Below are 19017 nucleotides of genomic sequence, written 5' to 3'. Positions count from 1 at the left end.
CAGTCAATCTTAAACTATTTTGATAATAGAAGTACCAATGCTTCGGCTGAATCTTTTAATGCAAAAATTAAAGCATTTAGATCACAATTCAGAGGTGTAAGAAATATAGATTTCTTCTTGTTCAGATTATCTAATCTTTTTGCTTAATCCCCAACTTTTGAACCTGATCCCTGATCCGTTAATCTCCCAAACCAAAAAGGTCTTAAATCAAAAAAGCCATCCACAAAAGTGGAAAGCTTTTCATTGGTCTAACTACTAAACCCGGTCAGCTTACAAGGCCGACCAAACAACACAACTAATCTTAGATACCGTATTTGGGCAAAAAAGCCTTTCTATAAAGAAAGGCTTTTCCCAATATTGCGGTCTGGACGGGACTCGAACCCGCGACCCCATGCGTGACAGGCATGTATTCTAACCAACTGAACTACCAAACCTCTGCGTTATTGCGGTTGCAAAGATAGTATAGAATTTCGTTTCTGCAAGCCTTTTTGTAAAAAATTTTAATTTATTTTTTTACTTATTACCCAAAGTTTTGTTTTTCAACCAAGTAAGTAGTTAATATTTTTTCAAAATTATCACCCACTGCGACCGGAACATACTTAATTCTGTTCTGAGCACAAGTTAAAGCCAGTCTCTTAAAATAACTTTCTACCTCTTTTTCATATTCTACTTTCACATTATCAGCAAAAACAGCCACTTCTTCACCAGTTTCCAGGTCAATAAATTTGCGTGGCGCATTATCAAAGTCAAATTTCACTTCTGTTTCCTTATCTATTACATGAAACAAAACCACTTTATGCTTATTATGTTTAAGATGTTGCAATGCATTAAACAATAATTCCTCTCCCGACACATCACCACTAGACTGAAACATATCTGTAAATAGGACAATCATCGAACGCCTGTGGATTTTCTCCGCAATTTGATGCAAATACGTAACCGTATCTGTTTTTTTACTCGTCTTAGGTTTTTCCAGAAGTTCTTCCAGTTTATTAAGCAACATTCTATGATGACGATCACTCCCCTTTTCGGGTGCGTAATACTCATAACTATCTGAAAACACACTCAAGCCTACTGCATCACGTTGTTTCTTTAAAATATTCATTAAAACTGCCGATGCCAAAACCGAGAATCCTATTTTATTCTCATAAAAAGATTGATTTGCTTTTAAATCAGGATAATGCATCGATGCCGAGTTATCTATAATTAAATGACAACGCAAGTTTGTTTCTTCTTCAAATCGCTTTGCATACAAACGGTCTGTCTTGGCATACAATTTCCAGTCGATATGCTTTGTGCTTTCGCCAACATTATACACTTTATGCTCAGCAAATTCTGCCGAGAAACCGTGAAACGGACTTTTATGCATTCCCGAAATAAAACCTTCCACAACCTGATTAGCCAACATCTCAAGATGCTGAAAACTAGAAATTTTCTCTATTTGCGATTCAATCTTCATTCGATTTCTTATTTTATTTTTTGCGCTCGATACAAACCATCTGTCGATTGCAGCAACTTTCTCTTTAATATTGGACTAAAATTAGGATTTTCTTTTAAAAATCGCTGCACTTCATCAAAAGCATATTTCGACGAATATTTCCCAATAGTATTATTCAACCAGTCTTTTGGAAAGAAAATATCTCCTGTTCGCTGAATCTCACTCACTAAATCCAATGAAAACCTAATATATTTCTGAGCACTTTCCTGACGTAACGGATGATGCACATTTGCCAAAGCAACCGAAACCCAAGATTCCTTCTCTCTGTTTTTCTCGTCTTTTAAAGACATCATAAAAGCTCCTCTAACAGAATCTTCTTTTGATAAAGACGGAAGCAAGAAATCAAATCGCTTTTGCTTATCTGGATTACTAATCTCTGCTCTTGTTTTACTTAAAATCTCATCCGCCTTTTGATGTTTAAATATAGCCAAATTCATAGCCATACTTGTATAATCATCTTCATTTAATTTTAAATTAGCAATTACCTCTTCCTTACTCCATATTCGGTATAATTTTTCCTTTCCTGTATCAGAATAAGCAATAGAACTAAACAAACTAAACAACGTCTTTTTAATATTTTTTGGCAAATCCGTTTGTAAACGACTATAAACAACCTCCTCAAGCTTTTGCTGATTTATACTTTGTTGCTTATCCCCAAGGAATTTCCAAAAAATAGTATTTAATTGACTTGATAATATCTTAATAACCAATTCATTTTGCTCGACTTTAATTCCTTCCAAACAAGCATCAAAAGTCTTTGCAGGAGCAACCGTACCCGCTAGCATGTTTTCATAAAGATTAATATAACTATAAGCTCTTGCTACCTCATCGTTTATTGTTGTATAATCCAGATTATTTACATCTACAGGAAAAACACCATAACCCAACCCATTATAATTATATATAATTGTCATTGGCTTAGCCAAACCTAAAATACCATCTACCTTTGTTATTTTATCTTTTACATCAACTTTAACCACCTTAACTCCATCAGGATAAACCAATCCTATATCAAAAAGCTGCGGCCAAAGATTATTCGATTTATCCTCTGCCTGTTGATTAATCTCAAAACGTTGTATACGATTTCCAGAATCATACTCAATATGCGCTGTAAGAATAGGTCTTCCCGATTTATTAACCCAAACATCACTCCATTTCTTAATGTCCAATGGAGATTCAGCATCCAGAATTTCAACTAAATTCTCCCAATTAGCATTATCATTAGCATATTTCTCAATATACTTCTGAATACCTTTCTTAAAAGCCTCTTCTCCCATCGAAGCTTCTAATTGACGCATCATAATTGGCGCTTTATTATAAATGATACTTCCGTAAAGCGATCCTGCGTTTTTAAGATTTGCTAATTTTTGCTTAATCGGATGTGTTCCCGCAGACCTATCTTCGTCATACGCACTAGGATAATGAGCTGTTAAAAACTGTAAACCATGATTTACCTTCGGAAAAATTGGATTCATGATTTTGTCTGCCATAAAATTTGCAAAAACCTCTTTCATCCATACATCATCAAACCATTTCATAGTCACCAAATCACCAAACCACATATGAGCTGTTTCGTGAGCAATAAGCTTAGCTCTATTCAATTTCTCGCTATCAGTAGCGCTGTTATCCAAAAACAAAGAAGACTCTTTATACTGAATAGCTCCCACATGCTCCATTCCTCCATATTGAAATACAGGAATCGAGGCAAAATCCAACTTCTGAAAAGGAAACGGATATTGTGTATATTGCTCCAAGAAACCTAATGATTGCTGATGTAAATTAAAAATAGTATCTGTACTTGCTTTTATTTTATCGGGATTATTTTCCCTGTATAACATTGTCATCGACCTATTACCACGAGGGTTTTCGGTGACTTTTTTAAATTGACCAGCCACAAACGAAAACAAATAAGTACTCATTTTGTCTGATTTCCCAAACTTATAAGTAACCGTTTCTTCCTTATCAAACTTCTCTTCTACACTCGCACCAGCAAGAACAGCCCAATCCTTTGGCACAGTAAGACTAAGCACATAAGTTGCTTTAATATCTGGCTGGTCAAAACAAGGAAACAACGTACTAGCTCTATCAGGAACTAACAGCGTATAAAGAAAATCATCATTCCTGTTCAACGATAAATCTCCAGCTATAAATAAAATTTCGACTTTATTATTACCTTTCACTAAGCTCTTTTCAGAAATAACGATATGTTCTTTCTCATGCACAATAGCAACATTTTTGCCGTTTACAAGAATCGATTTTAGATTCTGCGATTTTTCATTAAAATCTAAATACACAGGGCGACTTAAATCCAACAATTTAAACTCTACAGCAAGACCCGAAACAATCTGCTGGTCTTTTTTATCAGGAATTGCAAACGCTAATTCATACGTTACATCCGAGATTTGCTGTTTTCGGAAGATCGCCAATTCCTCAGAAACTCCTTTTTCCAATATAAACTCTTTCTTTTTTACAGATTGAGACCAACAAATACTAGTTAGGACAAAGAAACTAAGGAAGCAGTAAATAATTTTCATTTTAGGAATAGGTATTGATATTCGTTAAAAATAAAAAAAGGTTTGACTTTCGCCAAACCTTTCTATATAAATTATAATCGGATTCGATTACAACAATGCGTCTAAACTATCTGCGTAAGTTTGTTTCGGAGCAACTCCTACTTGTTTACCTACTACTTCACCGTTATGAAAAACCAAAACAGTTGGAATATTACGTACACCGTATTTTGCAGCAAATTCTTGGTTTGCATCTACGTCTACTTTTCCTACTACTACTTTTCCAGCATATTCAGTGCTTAATTCGTCGATGATTGGTCCAACCATTCTACAAGGCCCACACCATGCTGCCCAAAAGTCAACCATAACTGGTTTATCTGATTTCAAAACTACTTCATCAAAAGTAGCGTCTGTTATTGCTAATGCCATTTTCTTTTTTGTTTAAAGTTTAACCCTCAGACTTCGCTTCGGGGGACAATTTTTAATGAGTTTCAAACTCGAGTACAAATTTAGAAATTTAAAATCAATTCACCTCAATTTACAAATTAGTTTTCATTATAAACGCATTACAAATTTCTATACTTCTATCGTTATTTAAGCAATTTCTGGAGCTTAATCCTGCTATCAGCTATATCTTTTACGGCTTAAAGAAAGCCTTAAAAGGATACCGCTTCTATCAGGGCTAGAACATTAGCAATCCACAAGAGTCTTTTCTACTTTATCACACTTTAACTCAATACCAAAAAGCTAAAAAACACAATAGATTCCTAATTAGAATGAAAACAAAAAAGAGGATATTCTTTCGAACATCCTCTTTTCTAAAACTATTAAAGTAATTATATTACAAACTATATTTAAGACCTAAAGTAAGACCTAAACCTGAAATACCAACGTAAGAGCTTAATTCATCCATTGCTTGTGTTTTATCAACACCATTAGGATTTGTCAAAGCATTATTAGAAGTTGTATTTAAAGAACTTCTGTAATTTGTATGTATTTGAGAAGTTGATCTAGTTGCTAAAGCATCTTTTCCATTAACAGTAAATTCAGTAGTTTCTTTAGTTTTTCCGTGTACAGTAAAGTTACGGTATTCTAATTCAGCAAAAACCGAAATGTTTTTTCCTAATTTATATGATGTTCCTAAAGCAGCAACAAACCCAATAGTAGGATTTGGTTTTACTTTATCAACGCTACGAACATCTCCAAAAGCAATTGGAGCTCCCGTTGGTGCAAAAGCGATCGGTGCGTATGCATCAGTAGTGATTTCTAAATCTCCATGAATAGGAACTAAAACCCCAACTTTAGTATACGGCTCAAAACCTTTGTGCTCTCCTAAAAATAATACTAATGCAGGCGCTAAATCAAAAGCAGTAATTTGACCTACTGATTTAAAACTATACACTCCAGCTGGCGTAATAGGCACATCTGATCTGGTTTGCGCCATTGTTTTATCATTACTAGTGTAATAATTAACCCCTAACTCAACCCCTAAACGAGCATTAAATCTATAACCCGCAGTAACGCCAGTTCTAAAACCTTCACCAAAAGAACCTGTAACACTTTCTTCAGAAACTAACTTACCCCCAACGTAAGTTCTATCCAAAGGAAGATTTCCTCCTACTGTAGGAAACTCAGTTGCGGCAGTTTGCAAGAAATATGACCCGCCTAATTTAAAATACCAGCTTTCTGGTTTTTGTGTTTCAGTTTGAGCTACCATAGTCATAGAACAAACCATTAATCCTAATAAAAAAAGGTTCTTTTTCATAATTTTTTTCTTAAATAATTTATACAAACATAAAATAATTTAACAGAATGTTCTCTTTATGCATTGGGGCAATAGGAGCGCAATCGTTGTAATTCAACACAATGATACTAAAAAAATAGTATGCATGCATAATTTTAACGTAAAAAAAACACATTATTTAAAATTTTAACTGTTAAAATTTAATTCAGCTTAAAATTTATCTGCATTTTCTCTAATTCTTGCAATAACTCAGTCGAAATCTTAATTTTTAACCTTCTACTCGGCATAGTCAACTTAGTAACCACACTTATTTCTTCCACCTCAGTAACCTCAGGTGTTTTTGTAGCAGCAACTTCATCAGTATCATTTTCGTCATTTTCATCGACAAAAACAGCATCTTCAGTTTCTTCAAACTCATTATTTGTTTCAACCCGAACCAAGCGTTTTACTTTTTCTAATTCCATGATTTCAAAAGTCACCTGATTATCGCCTTTATTCTCACTAAACAAATGACTCAACCTATGAATAAAATCTTCATGTAAATCTTTTATGTTCAACAATAAAATCAACTTTTTAGCAAAAGCTTCCAGAATATCCTGCAATTGTCTTATTTCGACAAATTGCATTCTTGGATCAGATTTTTTACCTGTATCATGATTTACCCATCCGTCTTTTATTAATATTTTCAGGAAAGCAAAATTATTCTGAATCAGGAAATGGCGGAATTTCAGGTATTCTTCACCAAAAATCTTAAACTCATAACTTTCATCATATCCTTCTAAATTAAATACCGCCCAGCCTTTTCCGTTTTTCGCCACACGGTGTTGCACGTTATTTATAATTCCTGCAAAATTTAGATTTTTACCCACATATTCATTCATACTTTTCAGCGATTCTAATCTCGCATTACAAAAGTATTTCATCTCAAATCTAAAATCGTCAAGAGGATGTCCAGAGATATAAATCCCAACAACTTCCTTCTCCTTAGCCAGTTTTTCCATCGTACTCCAGTCTTCACACGGAGGCACAACAGGCTCGGCAATTTGCACTTCGCTTGTTTCTCCAAACAAACTCACTTGCGATGAATTTTCATTTTCCTGAAACTTGGATCCATAACGAATTGCCTTTTCATAAAAAGTAATTCCGTCTCCATCATCATGAAAATATTGTGCTCTTGTAGTTCCTTCAAACGAATCAAAACCACCAGCCAAAGCCAGATTTTCGATTGCTTTTTTATTCGCAGCACGCAAATCTATTCGTTTAGCTAAATCAAAAATCGATTTATATCTACCGTCTTTTCTACTTTCTACAATTGTTGCCACTGCTCCAGAACCTACTCCTTTGATAGCTCCCATTCCAAAACGCACAGCATATTCATCATTTACAGTAAACTTATAAAACGACTCGTTTACATCTGGTCCTAAAACCTGTAATCCCATTCGTTTACATTCTTCCATAAAAAACGAAACCTGCTTAATGTCGTTCATATTATTAGAAAGTACCGCAGCCATATATTCAGCAGGATAATGCGCTTTTAAGTATGCCGTTTGGTAAGCAATCCAGGCATAACAAGTCGAGTGCGATTTATTAAAGGCGTAACTCGCAAATGCTTCCCAGTCTTTCCAAATTTTCTCCAGAACTTTTGCATCATGACCTTTCTTAGCCGCTTGTTCTACGAACTTAGGCTTCATTTTATCCAGTACATCTTTTTGTTTCTTACCCATCGCCTTACGCAAAACGTCGGCCTCACCTTTTGTAAAGTCAGCCAGCGATTGCGACAAAAGCATTACCTGCTCTTGGTAAACCGTAATTCCGTAGGTTTCTCCCAAATATTCCTCACAGGCATCTAAATCGTATTTGATTTCTTCTTCGCCATTTTTTCTTCTTACGAAAGATGGAATATACTCTAATGGTCCCGGACGATACAAGGCATTCATGGCAATTAAATCTCCAAAAACCGTAGGCTTCAGATCCTTCATGTATTTCTGCATTCCGGGTGACTCATATTGGAAGATTCCAACTGTTTCTCCTCTCTGGAAAAGAGCATACGTCTCAACATCATCAATCGGAAAAGTATCGGGATCTAAGTCGATTCCGTTTCTATATTTTACTAGTTTAACAGTATCTTTTATCAAGGTAAGGGTCTTCAGACCCAAGAAGTCCATCTTTAGCAATCCTGCACTTTCGGCAACTGAGTTATCAAACTGTGTTACATATAAATCAGAATCTTTTGCTGTAGTAACAGGAACGAAATTCGTAATATCCGATGGCGTAATAATTACACCACAGGCATGAATTCCGGTATTTCGCATCGACCCTTCAAGGATTTTTGCTTGTTGAATTGTTTCACCAGCCAAATCATCTTCATTGGCAATGGCAATTAACTCTTTTACATTCTCAAATTCATCCGAACGAAGTGCTTTTTTAACTTCCTCCTCACTTTCAGAAATAAAACGCGCTAAATTCCATTTAGACGGCATCATTCCCGGAATCAGTTTTGCAATTCTATCGGCCTCAAACAATGGCAAATCTAGTACACGAGCCGTATCACGAATCGCCGATTTGGTTGCCATTTTACCATACGTAATAATTTGCGCAACCTGATTCTGCCCGTATTTATTAATTACATAATCCATAACACGACCACGACCCTCATCATCAAAATCGATATCAATATCGGGCATGGATACACGATCCGGATTAAGGAAACGCTCAAAAAGCAAATCATACTTAATTGGGTCAATATTCGTAATTCCTAAACAATATGCTACCGCAGATCCAGCAGCCGATCCACGACCAGGTCCTACCGAAACGTCCATATTTCTGGCTTCAGCGATAAAATCCTGAACAATCAAGAAATAACCCGGATAACCAGAATTCGAAATCGTTAATAACTCAAAGTCTAAACGTTCCTGAATAGATTCTGTAATTTCTCCATATCTCTTTTTTGCACCAACCATAGTAAGGTGACGCAAATATTTATTTTCACCTCTAACTCCACCATCAGCTTCATCCTCGACAACTACAAACTCCTCAGGAATATCAAATTTAGGAAGCAATACATCACGATAAAGCGAATAAATCTCGACCTTATCTACAATTTCCTGAATATTGATAATCGCTTCTGGTAAATCGGCAAAGAGTTTTTTCATCTCATCAGGCGACTTATAATAGTACTCCTGATTTGGTAATCCGTAACGATATCCACGACCACGACCAATTGGCGTAGCTTGTTTTTCACCATCTTTTACACACAATAAAATATCGTGTGCATTGGCATCTTCTTTATTTAAATAATAAGTATTATTTGTCGCAATTAATTTGACATTGTGTTTTTTAGAAAACTCAATCAGCGTTTTATTCACACGATTTTCATCTTCCTGATTGTGGCGCATGACTTCAAGATAAAAGTCATCTCCAAATTGTTCTTTCCACCAAATCAAAGCTTCTTCAGCTTGGTTTTCACCAACATTCAGAATTTTACTTTGGATCTCTCCGTATAAATTCCCAGATAAAACCATGATATCTTCTTTGTATTTTTCAACAATAGCACGGTCAATTCTGGGAACATAATAAAACCCATTCGTAAAGGCAATCGATGACATTTTTGCCAAATTGTGATACCCTTTTTTATTTTTGGCTAATAATACGACCTGATTTCCGTTGTCTTTCTTGGTTTTATCTAAGTGGTTATCACAAACATTAAACTCACAACCCACGATTGGTTTTATCTCAGTTTCTGTTGGTTCTTCACCAGCCTCAACCAAAGCTTTATTTTTTCCAGAAGCAGCTTTATTATGATTCATAACGGCGCTCACAAAATGAAAAGCCCCCATCATGTTTCCTGTATCGGTCATAGCAACGGCTGGCATTCCGTTTTTGGCTGTAGCCGAAACAATATTACCAATCCCAATAGTCGATTGCAAAACCGAAAACTGCGTATGGTTGTGTAAATGCGAATATTTTGCCGCTTTAAAATCTTCTCTGTCAGAATGTGAAACTGTAGTTTCATTACCAACAGATTCCAGAGCTTTTAATTGCTCTCTGATTTTATCAGAAGCTGCTTTTAAATTGATGTGTTTTAAACCAATTAACGGAAATTCCTGAGGATTTCTATTCTGAAATTCCTTGAAATAATCCTTCGGAACATCCAATTCTTCTTTGGTAAAAACCTCTCTTCTTATTAACTCCAAAAAACAACGCGTGGTTGCCTCAACATCGGCAGTTGCGTTGTGTGCTTCTGCGAAAGGTTTTTCAAAAAGATAACTATGTAATTCTGTTAACGTTGGCAACTTAAATCTTCCACCACGACCTCCCGGAAGCTTTAATAATGAAGCAGTAACCTCAGTACATGTATCCAAAACTGGCATAGAACTCATTGGAGATTCCACGCCCATTCTATGAAACTCGGCTCCCATAATATTAACGTCAAAACCTAAATTCTGACCTACAATAAATTTAGTCTTGCTTAATGCAATATTAAATTTCTCCAGAACTTCTGCCAATGTGATTCCATCGGCTTCAGCCAACTCTGTAGAAATTCCGTGAATACGCTCGGCATCATACGGAATATTAAATCCTTCAGGTTTTACCAAGTAATCCTGATGTTCGATTAATTGCCCCATTTCGTCATGAAGCTGCCAAGCGATCTGAATACAGCGAGGCCAGTTATCAGAATCGGTTATTGGAGCATCCCAACGTTTTGGTAATCCAGTAGTTTCGGTATCGAATATTAAATACATAAGCTTAAAAAGACAAAATTAAAATTCCAAATTCCAATTATCTCTATTCTAAATCCCTGATAACAAGAACTAAATAAAATCGCTGGATGGAAAATGGAGGAACTACAAATTTAGTCTTTTTTTGAGCTATTAAAAAAGGAAGTTATCAACAAGGGAGAGCAAAATGACAACTTAAAAATAAAAATATACATCGCAACCAAAACAGATTTTTCTGTCCAAAACAGATAATATAGTATTGAAGTAGAGTAAGAAAATACAACAAAAAGAATGTAGCACAAGTTACTTTTGAAGCCTTTAAACTCTAAAAGAAATTAATTTATATGAAAAAACTTTAGTTTTATGTTTTATGGAAGCATAAGAGTTACTCCGCCTATAATGGCGCATCCTACCGTGTCAAGAAACGTTAATGTTACTGTCACTTATGCTAACTCCTATACTGGAGCTATAGCTAGTGAAATATACTCCTTAGACACACCAACTCCTTGTTTTCAAGCAAGATTAGCTCCAGAAAGTGAGATTTCAGAAATTATAATTTCACTAAATCCTACAAACGGAAATATTACAATAAAACTTCCAGAAATACTTTCTAGCAATTATCAGATTTTTAATCAAAATCAGAAATTAGTTCAAGAATCTAAATTCTACAATCAAGATGAATTGCAAATTGAGCTTTCAAGCAAACTAAAAGGAGGGATTTATATTTTAAAAGTAATAACTGAAAAGAATGTCATAACGGGCAAAATAATTTTAAACAATTAAACATGAAAAACTTAGTAATTGCCATGATCTTGAGTATTTCCTTTGCGGGAAATGCTCAAGATATAACTGATTGGCAAGTTGGAATAAATTTGAATCCTTTCTTTTTCACTAGAATAAATTCAAACTTCCTTTATAATAAAGACAAACAAGATTTGCCAAATGGTTTTGGTTTTGGACTCACAATTGAAAAAAACTGGAATGACAGTTGGGGTGTAAAAACTGGGTTTGAATATTCGAAACAAAACGAAAAATACTTTTTTGATGTCGTTGGAGACAATACAAGTATAAAATCAAGTTTTGAGTATTATAAAACTCCCATAACTGTTCAATATTATTATCACTTAAAAGAGAAATTATTTTTAACATTTAATCAAGGAATACAGTTTTCTTTTCTGAAATATTATAAAACAATTGCAGAAGATGAATATGAAATAAGAACACATACTTCAGATTATGGTGAATATATTTCTTATCAACATCCAGAAAGAAATCAATATTATAGTGACAAAGGAAAAATGCACAAAAAAACTTTATTTGGTATAATTGGTTCAATTGGTTTAAAAGGTTTTCTGTCAGATAAAATTTCCTATTCTACAAATTTAAGATATGAATATGATTTCACTTCTGCAGATAATTTCCCTTACTATTCAGACACACCTGATTGGAATGATTCTAAAAAAACTACACATAATTTACGAATTGGGTTAGAATTGGGTCTGCAATATCATTTTTCAATAAATGATCGCTTTGATAAAAGCCCACATCGATTGTAAGGATTAGTAGCTATAATAATCAATCCAAATTATTAAAACTCGTTATGTTTTTGATAATTTGGATTGATTATTTTCTTTTATATTGAATGGGTAAAATTTCTTTTATTTACTCCTTGTTTTTCGCATACACCATCAAAGAAATTGCCAAATAAGGAATATCTTTCAAAATAAAAAAGTCTGTTACAAGAAACCCCTCCACACTTCTAAAAACACCTGGAGTTGTAATTAGGAAACTTAAAGTTGTAATAAATATAACAGCCGAAGCTGCTCCTGCGTAGATTCCGATTTTTCTATAAAATAAAGAAAACAATAGTCCAACCCCAGTAAAGACTTCAAAAACTCCAATAACATTAGAAACAACTTGCACCGACATTACTCTGTACATCCAACTCATTGCAAAATGATTTTCGACTAAGCCTTTTATTGCTCCAGCTTCGGCAGCTGTAAACTTAAAAAGTCCAACCCAAACTAAAATAATTACGGTTCCAATAACTCCAATTCTGTAAGCAATTTGATTTAAATTCATGACATTATTTTTTTAAAATTAGAATTTTCAATATTAGTAATCCTTTTAAAAAGTAATTGTCAGCTACCCGTCATAATCACTCAAATTGATTTTAACTTCATTCTAAAAAACAAAAAATACATTTCTTGGATGTCGTAAAATGCAATTAAAAAAACAGCTTTATATAGAATAGTTTTAACCGAATAAAACATCCAATTACTTCATTTTTAAACTGCTTTAATCAAAAGAAAGAATTATTATTTACTATTATTTTTCCACATTTTGTTATATTATTTATTCTAAAACCGCTTTAAACACAGCTAAATAGCAATAAATCCACAAATTAGCAACCTCTACAACAATCAAAAGCAACCTAATTAAAAAGAGAAAGAGAAAAGCAAAGAAAAATTTAACACCTTAACGAATATCAAACAAAGCGAACGAGTTTATAATTTGTATTTAAGTTTGGGTATCGTATATAATCGAATATGCCAATTTTCACTTTTGATTCTTTTTCTAATTTTGTTATCCTCTTATGATTACATGGAAATTACAATTAAAAAATAGTTAAAAATGAGTACTACATTATTCGACAAAGTATGGGATTCGCACGTTGTGCGTAAAATTGAAGATGGACCCGATGTGTTTTTCATTGACCGTCACTTTATTCATGAAGTTACAAGTCCTGTTGCTTTTTTAGGATTAAAATCCAGAGGCATTTCGGTTTTATACCCAGAACGCACTTTTGCAACTGCCGATCACAACACACCAACTATAAATCAGCATTTACCTGTTGAAGATGCTTTATCTGCTAATCAGCTAAAAGCATTAGAAGATAACGCAGCCGAATACGGAATTTCTCACTGGGGTTTAGGTCACAAAAAAAACGGAATCGTTCACGTTGTAGGTCCTGAAAATGGAATCACACTTCCTGGTGCAACTATTGTTTGTGGAGATTCACATACTTCTACTCACGGTGCTTTTGGAGCGATTGCATTTGGTATTGGAACTTCTGAGGTTGAAATGGTTTTATCTACTCAATGTATCATGCAACCAAAGCCAAAGAAAATGCGTATCAACGTAAATGGCGAATTAAGTAAAGGTGTAGGACCAAAAGATGTTGCTCTTTATATTATTGCTCAATTAACTACTTCTGGAGGTACTGGATATTTTGTTGAATATGCAGGAAATGTTTTTGAAAACATGACCATGGAAGGTCGTATGACTGTTTGTAATTTAAGTATCGAAATGGGAGCTCGTGGAGGAATGATTGCTCCAGACCAAAAAACATTCGATTTCCTTGAAGGAAGATTATATGCACCAAAAGGTGAAGCTTGGGATAAAGCGGTTGCTTATTGGAAAACTTTAAAAACTGATGCTGATGCAGTTTTTGATGCTGAATTAAACATTAATGCAGCAGATATCGAACCGATGATTACTTACGGTACTAATCCAGGAATGGGAATTGGTATCTCTAAAAATATTCCGAACGCCAACCAAGTTGAAGGCGGCGAGGAAACTTATAAAAAATCTTTGGCTTACATGGGCTTTCAAGAAAATGATGTAATGATTGGAAAACCAATCGACTTTGTATTCTTAGGAAGTTGTACTAATGGACGTATTGAAGATTTTAGAGCTTTTACAGAAATTGTAAAAGGACGCAAAAAAGCTGATAATGTAACTGCTTGGTTAGTTCCGGGATCTCATGTTGTTGAAGCACAAATTAAAGAAGAAGGTCTTTTAGAAATCTTAACCGAAGCAGGTTTTGTATTACGTCAGCCTGGTTGTTCTGCTTGTTTAGCTATGAACGATGATAAAGTTCCTGCTGGAAAATATGCAGTAAGTACATCTAATAGAAACTTTGAAGGTCGTCAAGGTCCTGGCTCAAGAACACTTTTGGCTAGTCCGATTATGGCAGCAGCAGCAGCCGTGACAGGAAAACTGACAGACCCGAGGGAGTTATTTTAATTCTCGCTAAAAGCTTTAAGCAATAGGCTTTAAGCAAAAAAAACAATACATAATACACCCTGTAGGAAAAGCCTAAAGCTTATAGCCTACAGCCTAAAGCAGATATCAAAATGGCATACGATAAATTTAATATACTTACTAGTAGTGCAGTGCCGCTACCGATAGAAAACGTAGATACCGATCAAATCATTCCGGCTCGTTTCTTAAAAGCTACAAAACGTGAAGGTTTTGGAGACAATCTTTTTAGAGATTGGAGATATAATGGCGATGATTCTCCAAAAGCTGATTTCGTTTTAAACGATTCTACTTATAGCGGAAAAATCTTAGTTGGAGGAAAAAACTTTGGTTCAGGATCTTCTAGAGAACATGCTGCTTGGGCAGTTTACGATTACGGATTTAGAGCTGTAGTATCTAGTTTCTTTGCAGATATCTTTAAGGGAAACTGCTTAAATATTGGAGTTCTTCCTGTACAAGTTAGCCCTGAATTTGCTGATACAATTTTTAAAGCAATTGAAGCTGATCCAAAAACGGAATTAGAAATCAACTTACCAAATCAAACTATTACATTATTAGCAACTGGTCAATCAGAATCTTTTGCGATTAATGGATACAAAAAGAATAATATGATTAATGGCTTTGATGACATTGATTATTTACAAAACATCAAAGAAGATATTGTGGCTTTTGCCGATAAACTTCCTTATTAATAAAATCTCGTTCGATCTACTAGACCCGACAGGTTTTCGAAACCTGTCGGGTCTTTCTAAATTAAATCGACCGAAAAAATATTTCAGAAAATAATCCAACATCGAAATAAGTTTTAAAAATAATCCTATTGTAAATGAAAGGCAATAAACATATTAAAAGGGACGAAAACGCGACAAAAATATTTGACGATAGAAGTTTATCAAAAGATTATCGAAATCTGATTCAGATTTTAAAACCCGGAATGACGATTTTAGATATTGGGTGCGGAACAGGTTCAATTTCAAAAGATATTGCAAATACTATTGGCCCTAACGGAAAGGTTATTGCAATTGACAATACAGAAATTTTCATAAAAAGCGGCAAAGAATCTTATCAATCAGTCTCTAATCTAGAATTAATTGCGGTTGATTTATTTGAATACAATCCAGACACAAAATTTGATTTAATCGTTTCTGCCAGAACATTACAATGGTTAAGCAATCCTAAAGAAGCTTTAATAAAAATGAAATCATTATTAAAGCCAAACGGTCAAATATCAATTCTGGATTATGATCACACTAATTTAATCTGGAATCCATTACCACCGGAAAGCATGCAGGAATTTTATAAAACTTTTTTGAAATGGCGAGCAGATGCCGGAATGAATAATAAGATAGGCGAAGATCTACCTCAATTATTAAAAGAAGCAGGTTTTCATTCTATCGAGAAAATAAATTCAGACGAAGCTTATCATAATGAAGATTCTGATTTTAAATCAAAAATAGGGATTTGGTCTAAAGTTGCAGATTCCAGTCAAATGGTTGAGGAAGATTATTTAGATAACGAATTAAGATTAAAAACAATCGAAGAATACAATAACTGGATCGAAAATTCAGCTATTTCAATGACAATGAAGTTAAATGAAGTGAGAGGAAAATTATAACAACAACTATAATTTCACTTTAAAAGAAATACAGAAATCAATATGAAAAAAAGAAAAATTGAAATAATGGACACGACGCTCCGTGATGGCGAACAAACATCGGGAGTATCTTTTTCTGCAGCAGAAAAACTAACCATTGCACAATTACTATTAGAAGAATTAAATATTGATCGAATAGAAATTGCCTCTGCTCGCGTAAGCGAAGGAGAATTTCAGGCAGTAAAAAGTATAACATCTTGGGCAGAAGAAAGAGGTTACATTAAAAGAATTGAAGTATTATCTTTTGTAGATGGTGGCGTTTCTATCGAATGGATGAAAAAAGCTGGAGCTAAAGTTCAGAACTTATTAACTAAAGGTTCTATGAACCACCTTATACATCAGTTAAAAAAAACACCTGAACAACATTTTGCAGAAATTGCAACAAGTATTGCTTTAGCAAAAGAAAACGACATCGAAACAAATGTATATCTGGAAGATTGGAGCAACGGAATGCGAAATTCTCCCGAATACGTTTTTGATTTTCTGGCTTTTTTAGCAACACAACCCATCAAAAGAATTTTGCTTCCTGATACTTTAGGTGTATTGATTCCTGCTCAAACTTTCGAATTTATTTCAAAAATTACTGCAAAATATCCAAGTATCCATTTTGATTTTCATGCACATAATGATTATGATTTAAGTGTAGCCAATGTAATGGAAGCTGTAAAAGCAGGCATTAAAGGACTTCATGTTACTGTAAACGGAATGGGGGAACGTGCAGGAAATGCTCCTCTCGAAAGTACTGTTGCCGTAATCAATGATTATTTACCAGAAGTAAGTATTAATATCAAAGAAACTTCTTTATACTCGGTGAGCAAATTGGTAGAAACCTTTACTGGCTACAGAATCCCTGCCAACAAACCAATTGTTGGAGATAATGTTTTCACCCAAACTGCAGGAATTCATGCCGATGGTGACAATAAAAACAACTTATATTTTAGTGATTTACTTCCAGAACGTTTTGGAAGAAAACGCAAATACGCTCTCGGGAAAACCTCTGGAAAAGCCAACATTGAAAAGAATCTTCAGGAATTAGGATTAAAACTAAATCAAGAGGATTTAAAATTGGTTACTCAACGTATTATCGAATTAGGCGACAAAAAAGAAACGGTTACCAAAGAAGATTTACCATACATCATTTCTGACGTTTTAAACAGTCATACGTATCAAGATAAAATTACTATACAGTCTTACGTATTAATGCATTCAAAAGGGACACGTCCATCATCAACATTAAGCTTAAATCTTGACGGAGAAATCATAGAAGAACATGCACAAGGAGATGGTCAGTTTGATGCTTTTATGAATGCATTGACCAAAATCTACAAAAGCAAAAAAATGACTTTACCTAAGTTAATTGATTATGCTGTTCGTATCCCTCCAGGAAGTAGTTCTGACGCTTTATGCGAGACTATTATTACCTGGATTAATAACGGAAAAGAATTTAAAACAAGAGGTCTAGATTCTGATCAGACAGTTGCCGCAATTATTGCCACACAAAAAATGTTGAATGTGATTCCTTAATATAGGTACAAAGGCTCAGAGTAACAAAGGCGCAAAGGTTTTTTCTTTGTTGCTTTAAACTTTGAGCCTTTGAGCCTTTGAACCTTTGCCGCTTTAAACCTAAAAACAATTATAAATAAAAATTCTGACTTACTAAGGAAAAAAACTTAGAAACTTAGAAACTTAGAAACTCAAAAAGAAATGAAATTTAACATCGCCCTTTTAGCAGGAGACGGAATTGGTCCTGAGGTAATTAATGAAGCCGTAAAAGTATCTGATGCTATTGCAAAAAAATTTAATCACGAAATTAACTGGACACCTGCTCTTACAGGAGCTTGTGCTATTGATGCAGTTGGAGTTCCTTATCCGGATGAAACTCATGAAATTTGTATGGCTGCCGATGCCGTTTTATTTGGCGCAATCGGTCATCCAAAATACGATAATGATCCAAGTGCGCCTGTTCGACCTGAACAAGGTTTATTATTAATGCGTAAAAAATTAGGGTTATTTGCTAATGTTCGACCAACGTTTACTTTCCCTTCATTAATAGATAATTCTCCTTTAAAAAGAGAAAGAATCGAAGGAACTGATTTAGTTTTCTTAAGAGAATTAACCGGAGGAATCTATTTTGGAGAAAAAGGAAGAAGAGACAATGGAGAAACTGCTTTTGACAATTGTGTTTACACAAGAGCTGAAGTACAACGTTTAGCTAAAAAAGGTTTTGAACTTGCAATGACACGTAGCAAAAAATTATGTTGCGTTGATAAAGCAAACGTTTTGGAAACTTCACGTTTATGGAGAGAAACAGTTCAGGCAATGGAAAAAGATTATCCTGAAGTAACTGTTTCTTATGAATTTGTAGATGCTGTTGCAATGCGATTGGTACAATGGCCAAACTCTTACGATGTATTGATCACTGAAAATCTATTTGGAGATATCTTAACGGATGAAGCTTCGGTAATTTCAGGTTCAATGGGATTAATGCCTTCTGCATCTGTTGGAGAACACACTTCATTATATGAACCTATTCACGGGTCTTATCCGCAAGCAACAGGATTAAATATTGCAAATCCATTAGCAACTATTTTATCTGCTGCAATGATGTTTGAAGATGCTTTTGGACTAAAAGAGGAAGCCGAAGCAATTAGAGCCGTTGTAAATAAATCATTAGAGCAAGGAATTGTCACTGAAGATTTAGCTCCAAAAGGAACCAAAGCCTACAAAACCAGCGAAGTTGGTGATTGGTTGGTTGCTAATTTATAAAAAATATTAGACGCACTGCGGTGCGTCTCTACAATATATACATCTCTACAGCAAAACATATACAAACAAAAAAGGTGTCAATA

At 34.4% G+C, this 19017-nt stretch carries 14 protein-coding genes and 1 tRNA gene; 8 read left to right on the top strand and 7 right to left on the bottom strand.

Translation table 11 applies throughout. From position 1 onward, the window contains the following. Positions 1-6 precede the first annotated feature (6 nt). The gene (locus OA93_RS25515) at positions 7-147 is read left to right on the top strand and encodes a transposase (RefSeq protein ID WP_262710917.1); all 141 of its coding nucleotides are present in this window, start codon (positions 7-9) and stop codon (positions 145-147) included. Between the two features lie 213 nt (positions 148-360). Here the strand turns inward: OA93_RS25515 and OA93_RS13335 are convergent. The 6 genes from OA93_RS13335 to dnaE all read right to left on the bottom strand — a co-directional run bounded on the left by OA93_RS13335 (position 361) and on the right by dnaE (position 10494). Beyond that, positions 361-434: transfer RNA gene (locus OA93_RS13335), tRNA-Asp, on the bottom strand. An 86-nt stretch (positions 435-520) separates the two neighbouring features. Beyond that, on the bottom strand, positions 521-1459 hold the full coding sequence (locus tag OA93_RS13330) for a DUF58 domain-containing protein (protein WP_039113819.1): 939 nt from the start codon (positions 1457-1459) through the stop codon (positions 521-523). A gap of 8 nt (positions 1460-1467) precedes the next feature. Then, positions 1468-4032, bottom strand: a complete 2565-nt coding sequence (locus tag OA93_RS13325; protein WP_039113818.1) for a M1 family aminopeptidase — start codon at positions 4030-4032, stop codon at positions 1468-1470. Positions 4033-4119: 87 nt separating this feature from the next. Next, positions 4120-4437 carry a thioredoxin gene (gene trxA, locus OA93_RS13320; protein ID WP_039113817.1) on the bottom strand — a complete coding sequence of 106 codons (318 nt, stop codon included), beginning with the start codon at positions 4435-4437 and terminating at the stop codon, positions 4120-4122. Positions 4438-4849: 412 nt separating this feature from the next. Continuing rightward, complete coding sequence (locus OA93_RS13315; protein ID WP_039113816.1) at positions 4850-5773, bottom strand: outer membrane beta-barrel protein; 924 nt, start codon at positions 5771-5773, stop codon at positions 4850-4852. A 179-nt stretch (positions 5774-5952) separates the two neighbouring features. Continuing rightward, on the bottom strand, positions 5953-10494 hold the full coding sequence (gene dnaE, locus OA93_RS13310) for a DNA polymerase III subunit alpha (RefSeq protein WP_039113815.1): 4542 nt from the start codon (positions 10492-10494) through the stop codon (positions 5953-5955). 339 nt (positions 10495-10833) lie between these two features. On the opposite strand from dnaE, the gene OA93_RS13305 reads away from it, so the two are divergent. Next, positions 10834-11253 carry a T9SS type A sorting domain-containing protein gene (locus OA93_RS13305; protein ID WP_039113814.1) on the top strand — a complete coding sequence of 140 codons (420 nt, stop codon included), beginning with the start codon at positions 10834-10836 and terminating at the stop codon, positions 11251-11253. Positions 11254-11255: 2 nt separating this feature from the next. Further along, complete coding sequence (locus tag OA93_RS13300) at positions 11256-12026, top strand: outer membrane beta-barrel protein (protein ID WP_039113813.1); 771 nt, start codon at positions 11256-11258, stop codon at positions 12024-12026. 106 nt (positions 12027-12132) lie between these two features. Here the strand turns inward: OA93_RS13300 and OA93_RS13295 are convergent, their stop codons facing one another. After that, positions 12133-12552: a DUF417 family protein gene (locus OA93_RS13295; protein ID WP_039113812.1), complete on the bottom strand. Its 420-nt coding sequence runs from the start codon at positions 12550-12552 to the stop codon at positions 12133-12135. 552 nt (positions 12553-13104) lie between these two features. On the opposite strand from OA93_RS13295, the gene leuC reads away from it, so the two are divergent. From leuC to leuB, 5 genes are all read left to right on the top strand, one after another. After that, entirely contained in the window at positions 13105-14499 is a 1395-nt protein-coding gene (gene leuC, locus OA93_RS13290) for a 3-isopropylmalate dehydratase large subunit (RefSeq protein WP_039113811.1), read from the top strand. 110 nt (positions 14500-14609) lie between these two features. Then, complete coding sequence (gene leuD, locus OA93_RS13285; RefSeq protein ID WP_039113809.1) at positions 14610-15206, top strand: 3-isopropylmalate dehydratase small subunit; 597 nt, start codon at positions 14610-14612, stop codon at positions 15204-15206. A gap of 134 nt (positions 15207-15340) precedes the next feature. After that, positions 15341-16129 carry a methyltransferase domain-containing protein gene (locus OA93_RS13280; RefSeq protein ID WP_039113808.1) on the top strand — a complete coding sequence of 263 codons (789 nt, stop codon included), beginning with the start codon at positions 15341-15343 and terminating at the stop codon, positions 16127-16129. A 42-nt stretch (positions 16130-16171) separates the two neighbouring features. Next, positions 16172-17692, top strand: coding sequence for an alpha-isopropylmalate synthase regulatory domain-containing protein (locus tag OA93_RS13275; RefSeq protein ID WP_039113807.1), 1521 nt, complete (start codon positions 16172-16174; stop codon positions 17690-17692). Positions 17693-17872: 180 nt separating this feature from the next. Next, positions 17873-18934 (top strand): 3-isopropylmalate dehydrogenase, encoded by a 1062-nt coding sequence (leuB, locus tag OA93_RS13270; protein WP_039113805.1) that lies wholly within the window; start codon positions 17873-17875, stop codon positions 18932-18934. Positions 18935-19017: the final 83 nt, after the last annotated feature.

The sequence above is a fragment of the Flavobacterium sp. KMS genome (assembly GCF_000813005.1).
GTDB lineage: Bacteria > Bacteroidota > Bacteroidia > Flavobacteriales > Flavobacteriaceae > Flavobacterium.
The sequence above is the reverse complement of the archived record's forward strand: the minus strand, read 5'-3'. Positions and strand labels throughout refer to the sequence as shown.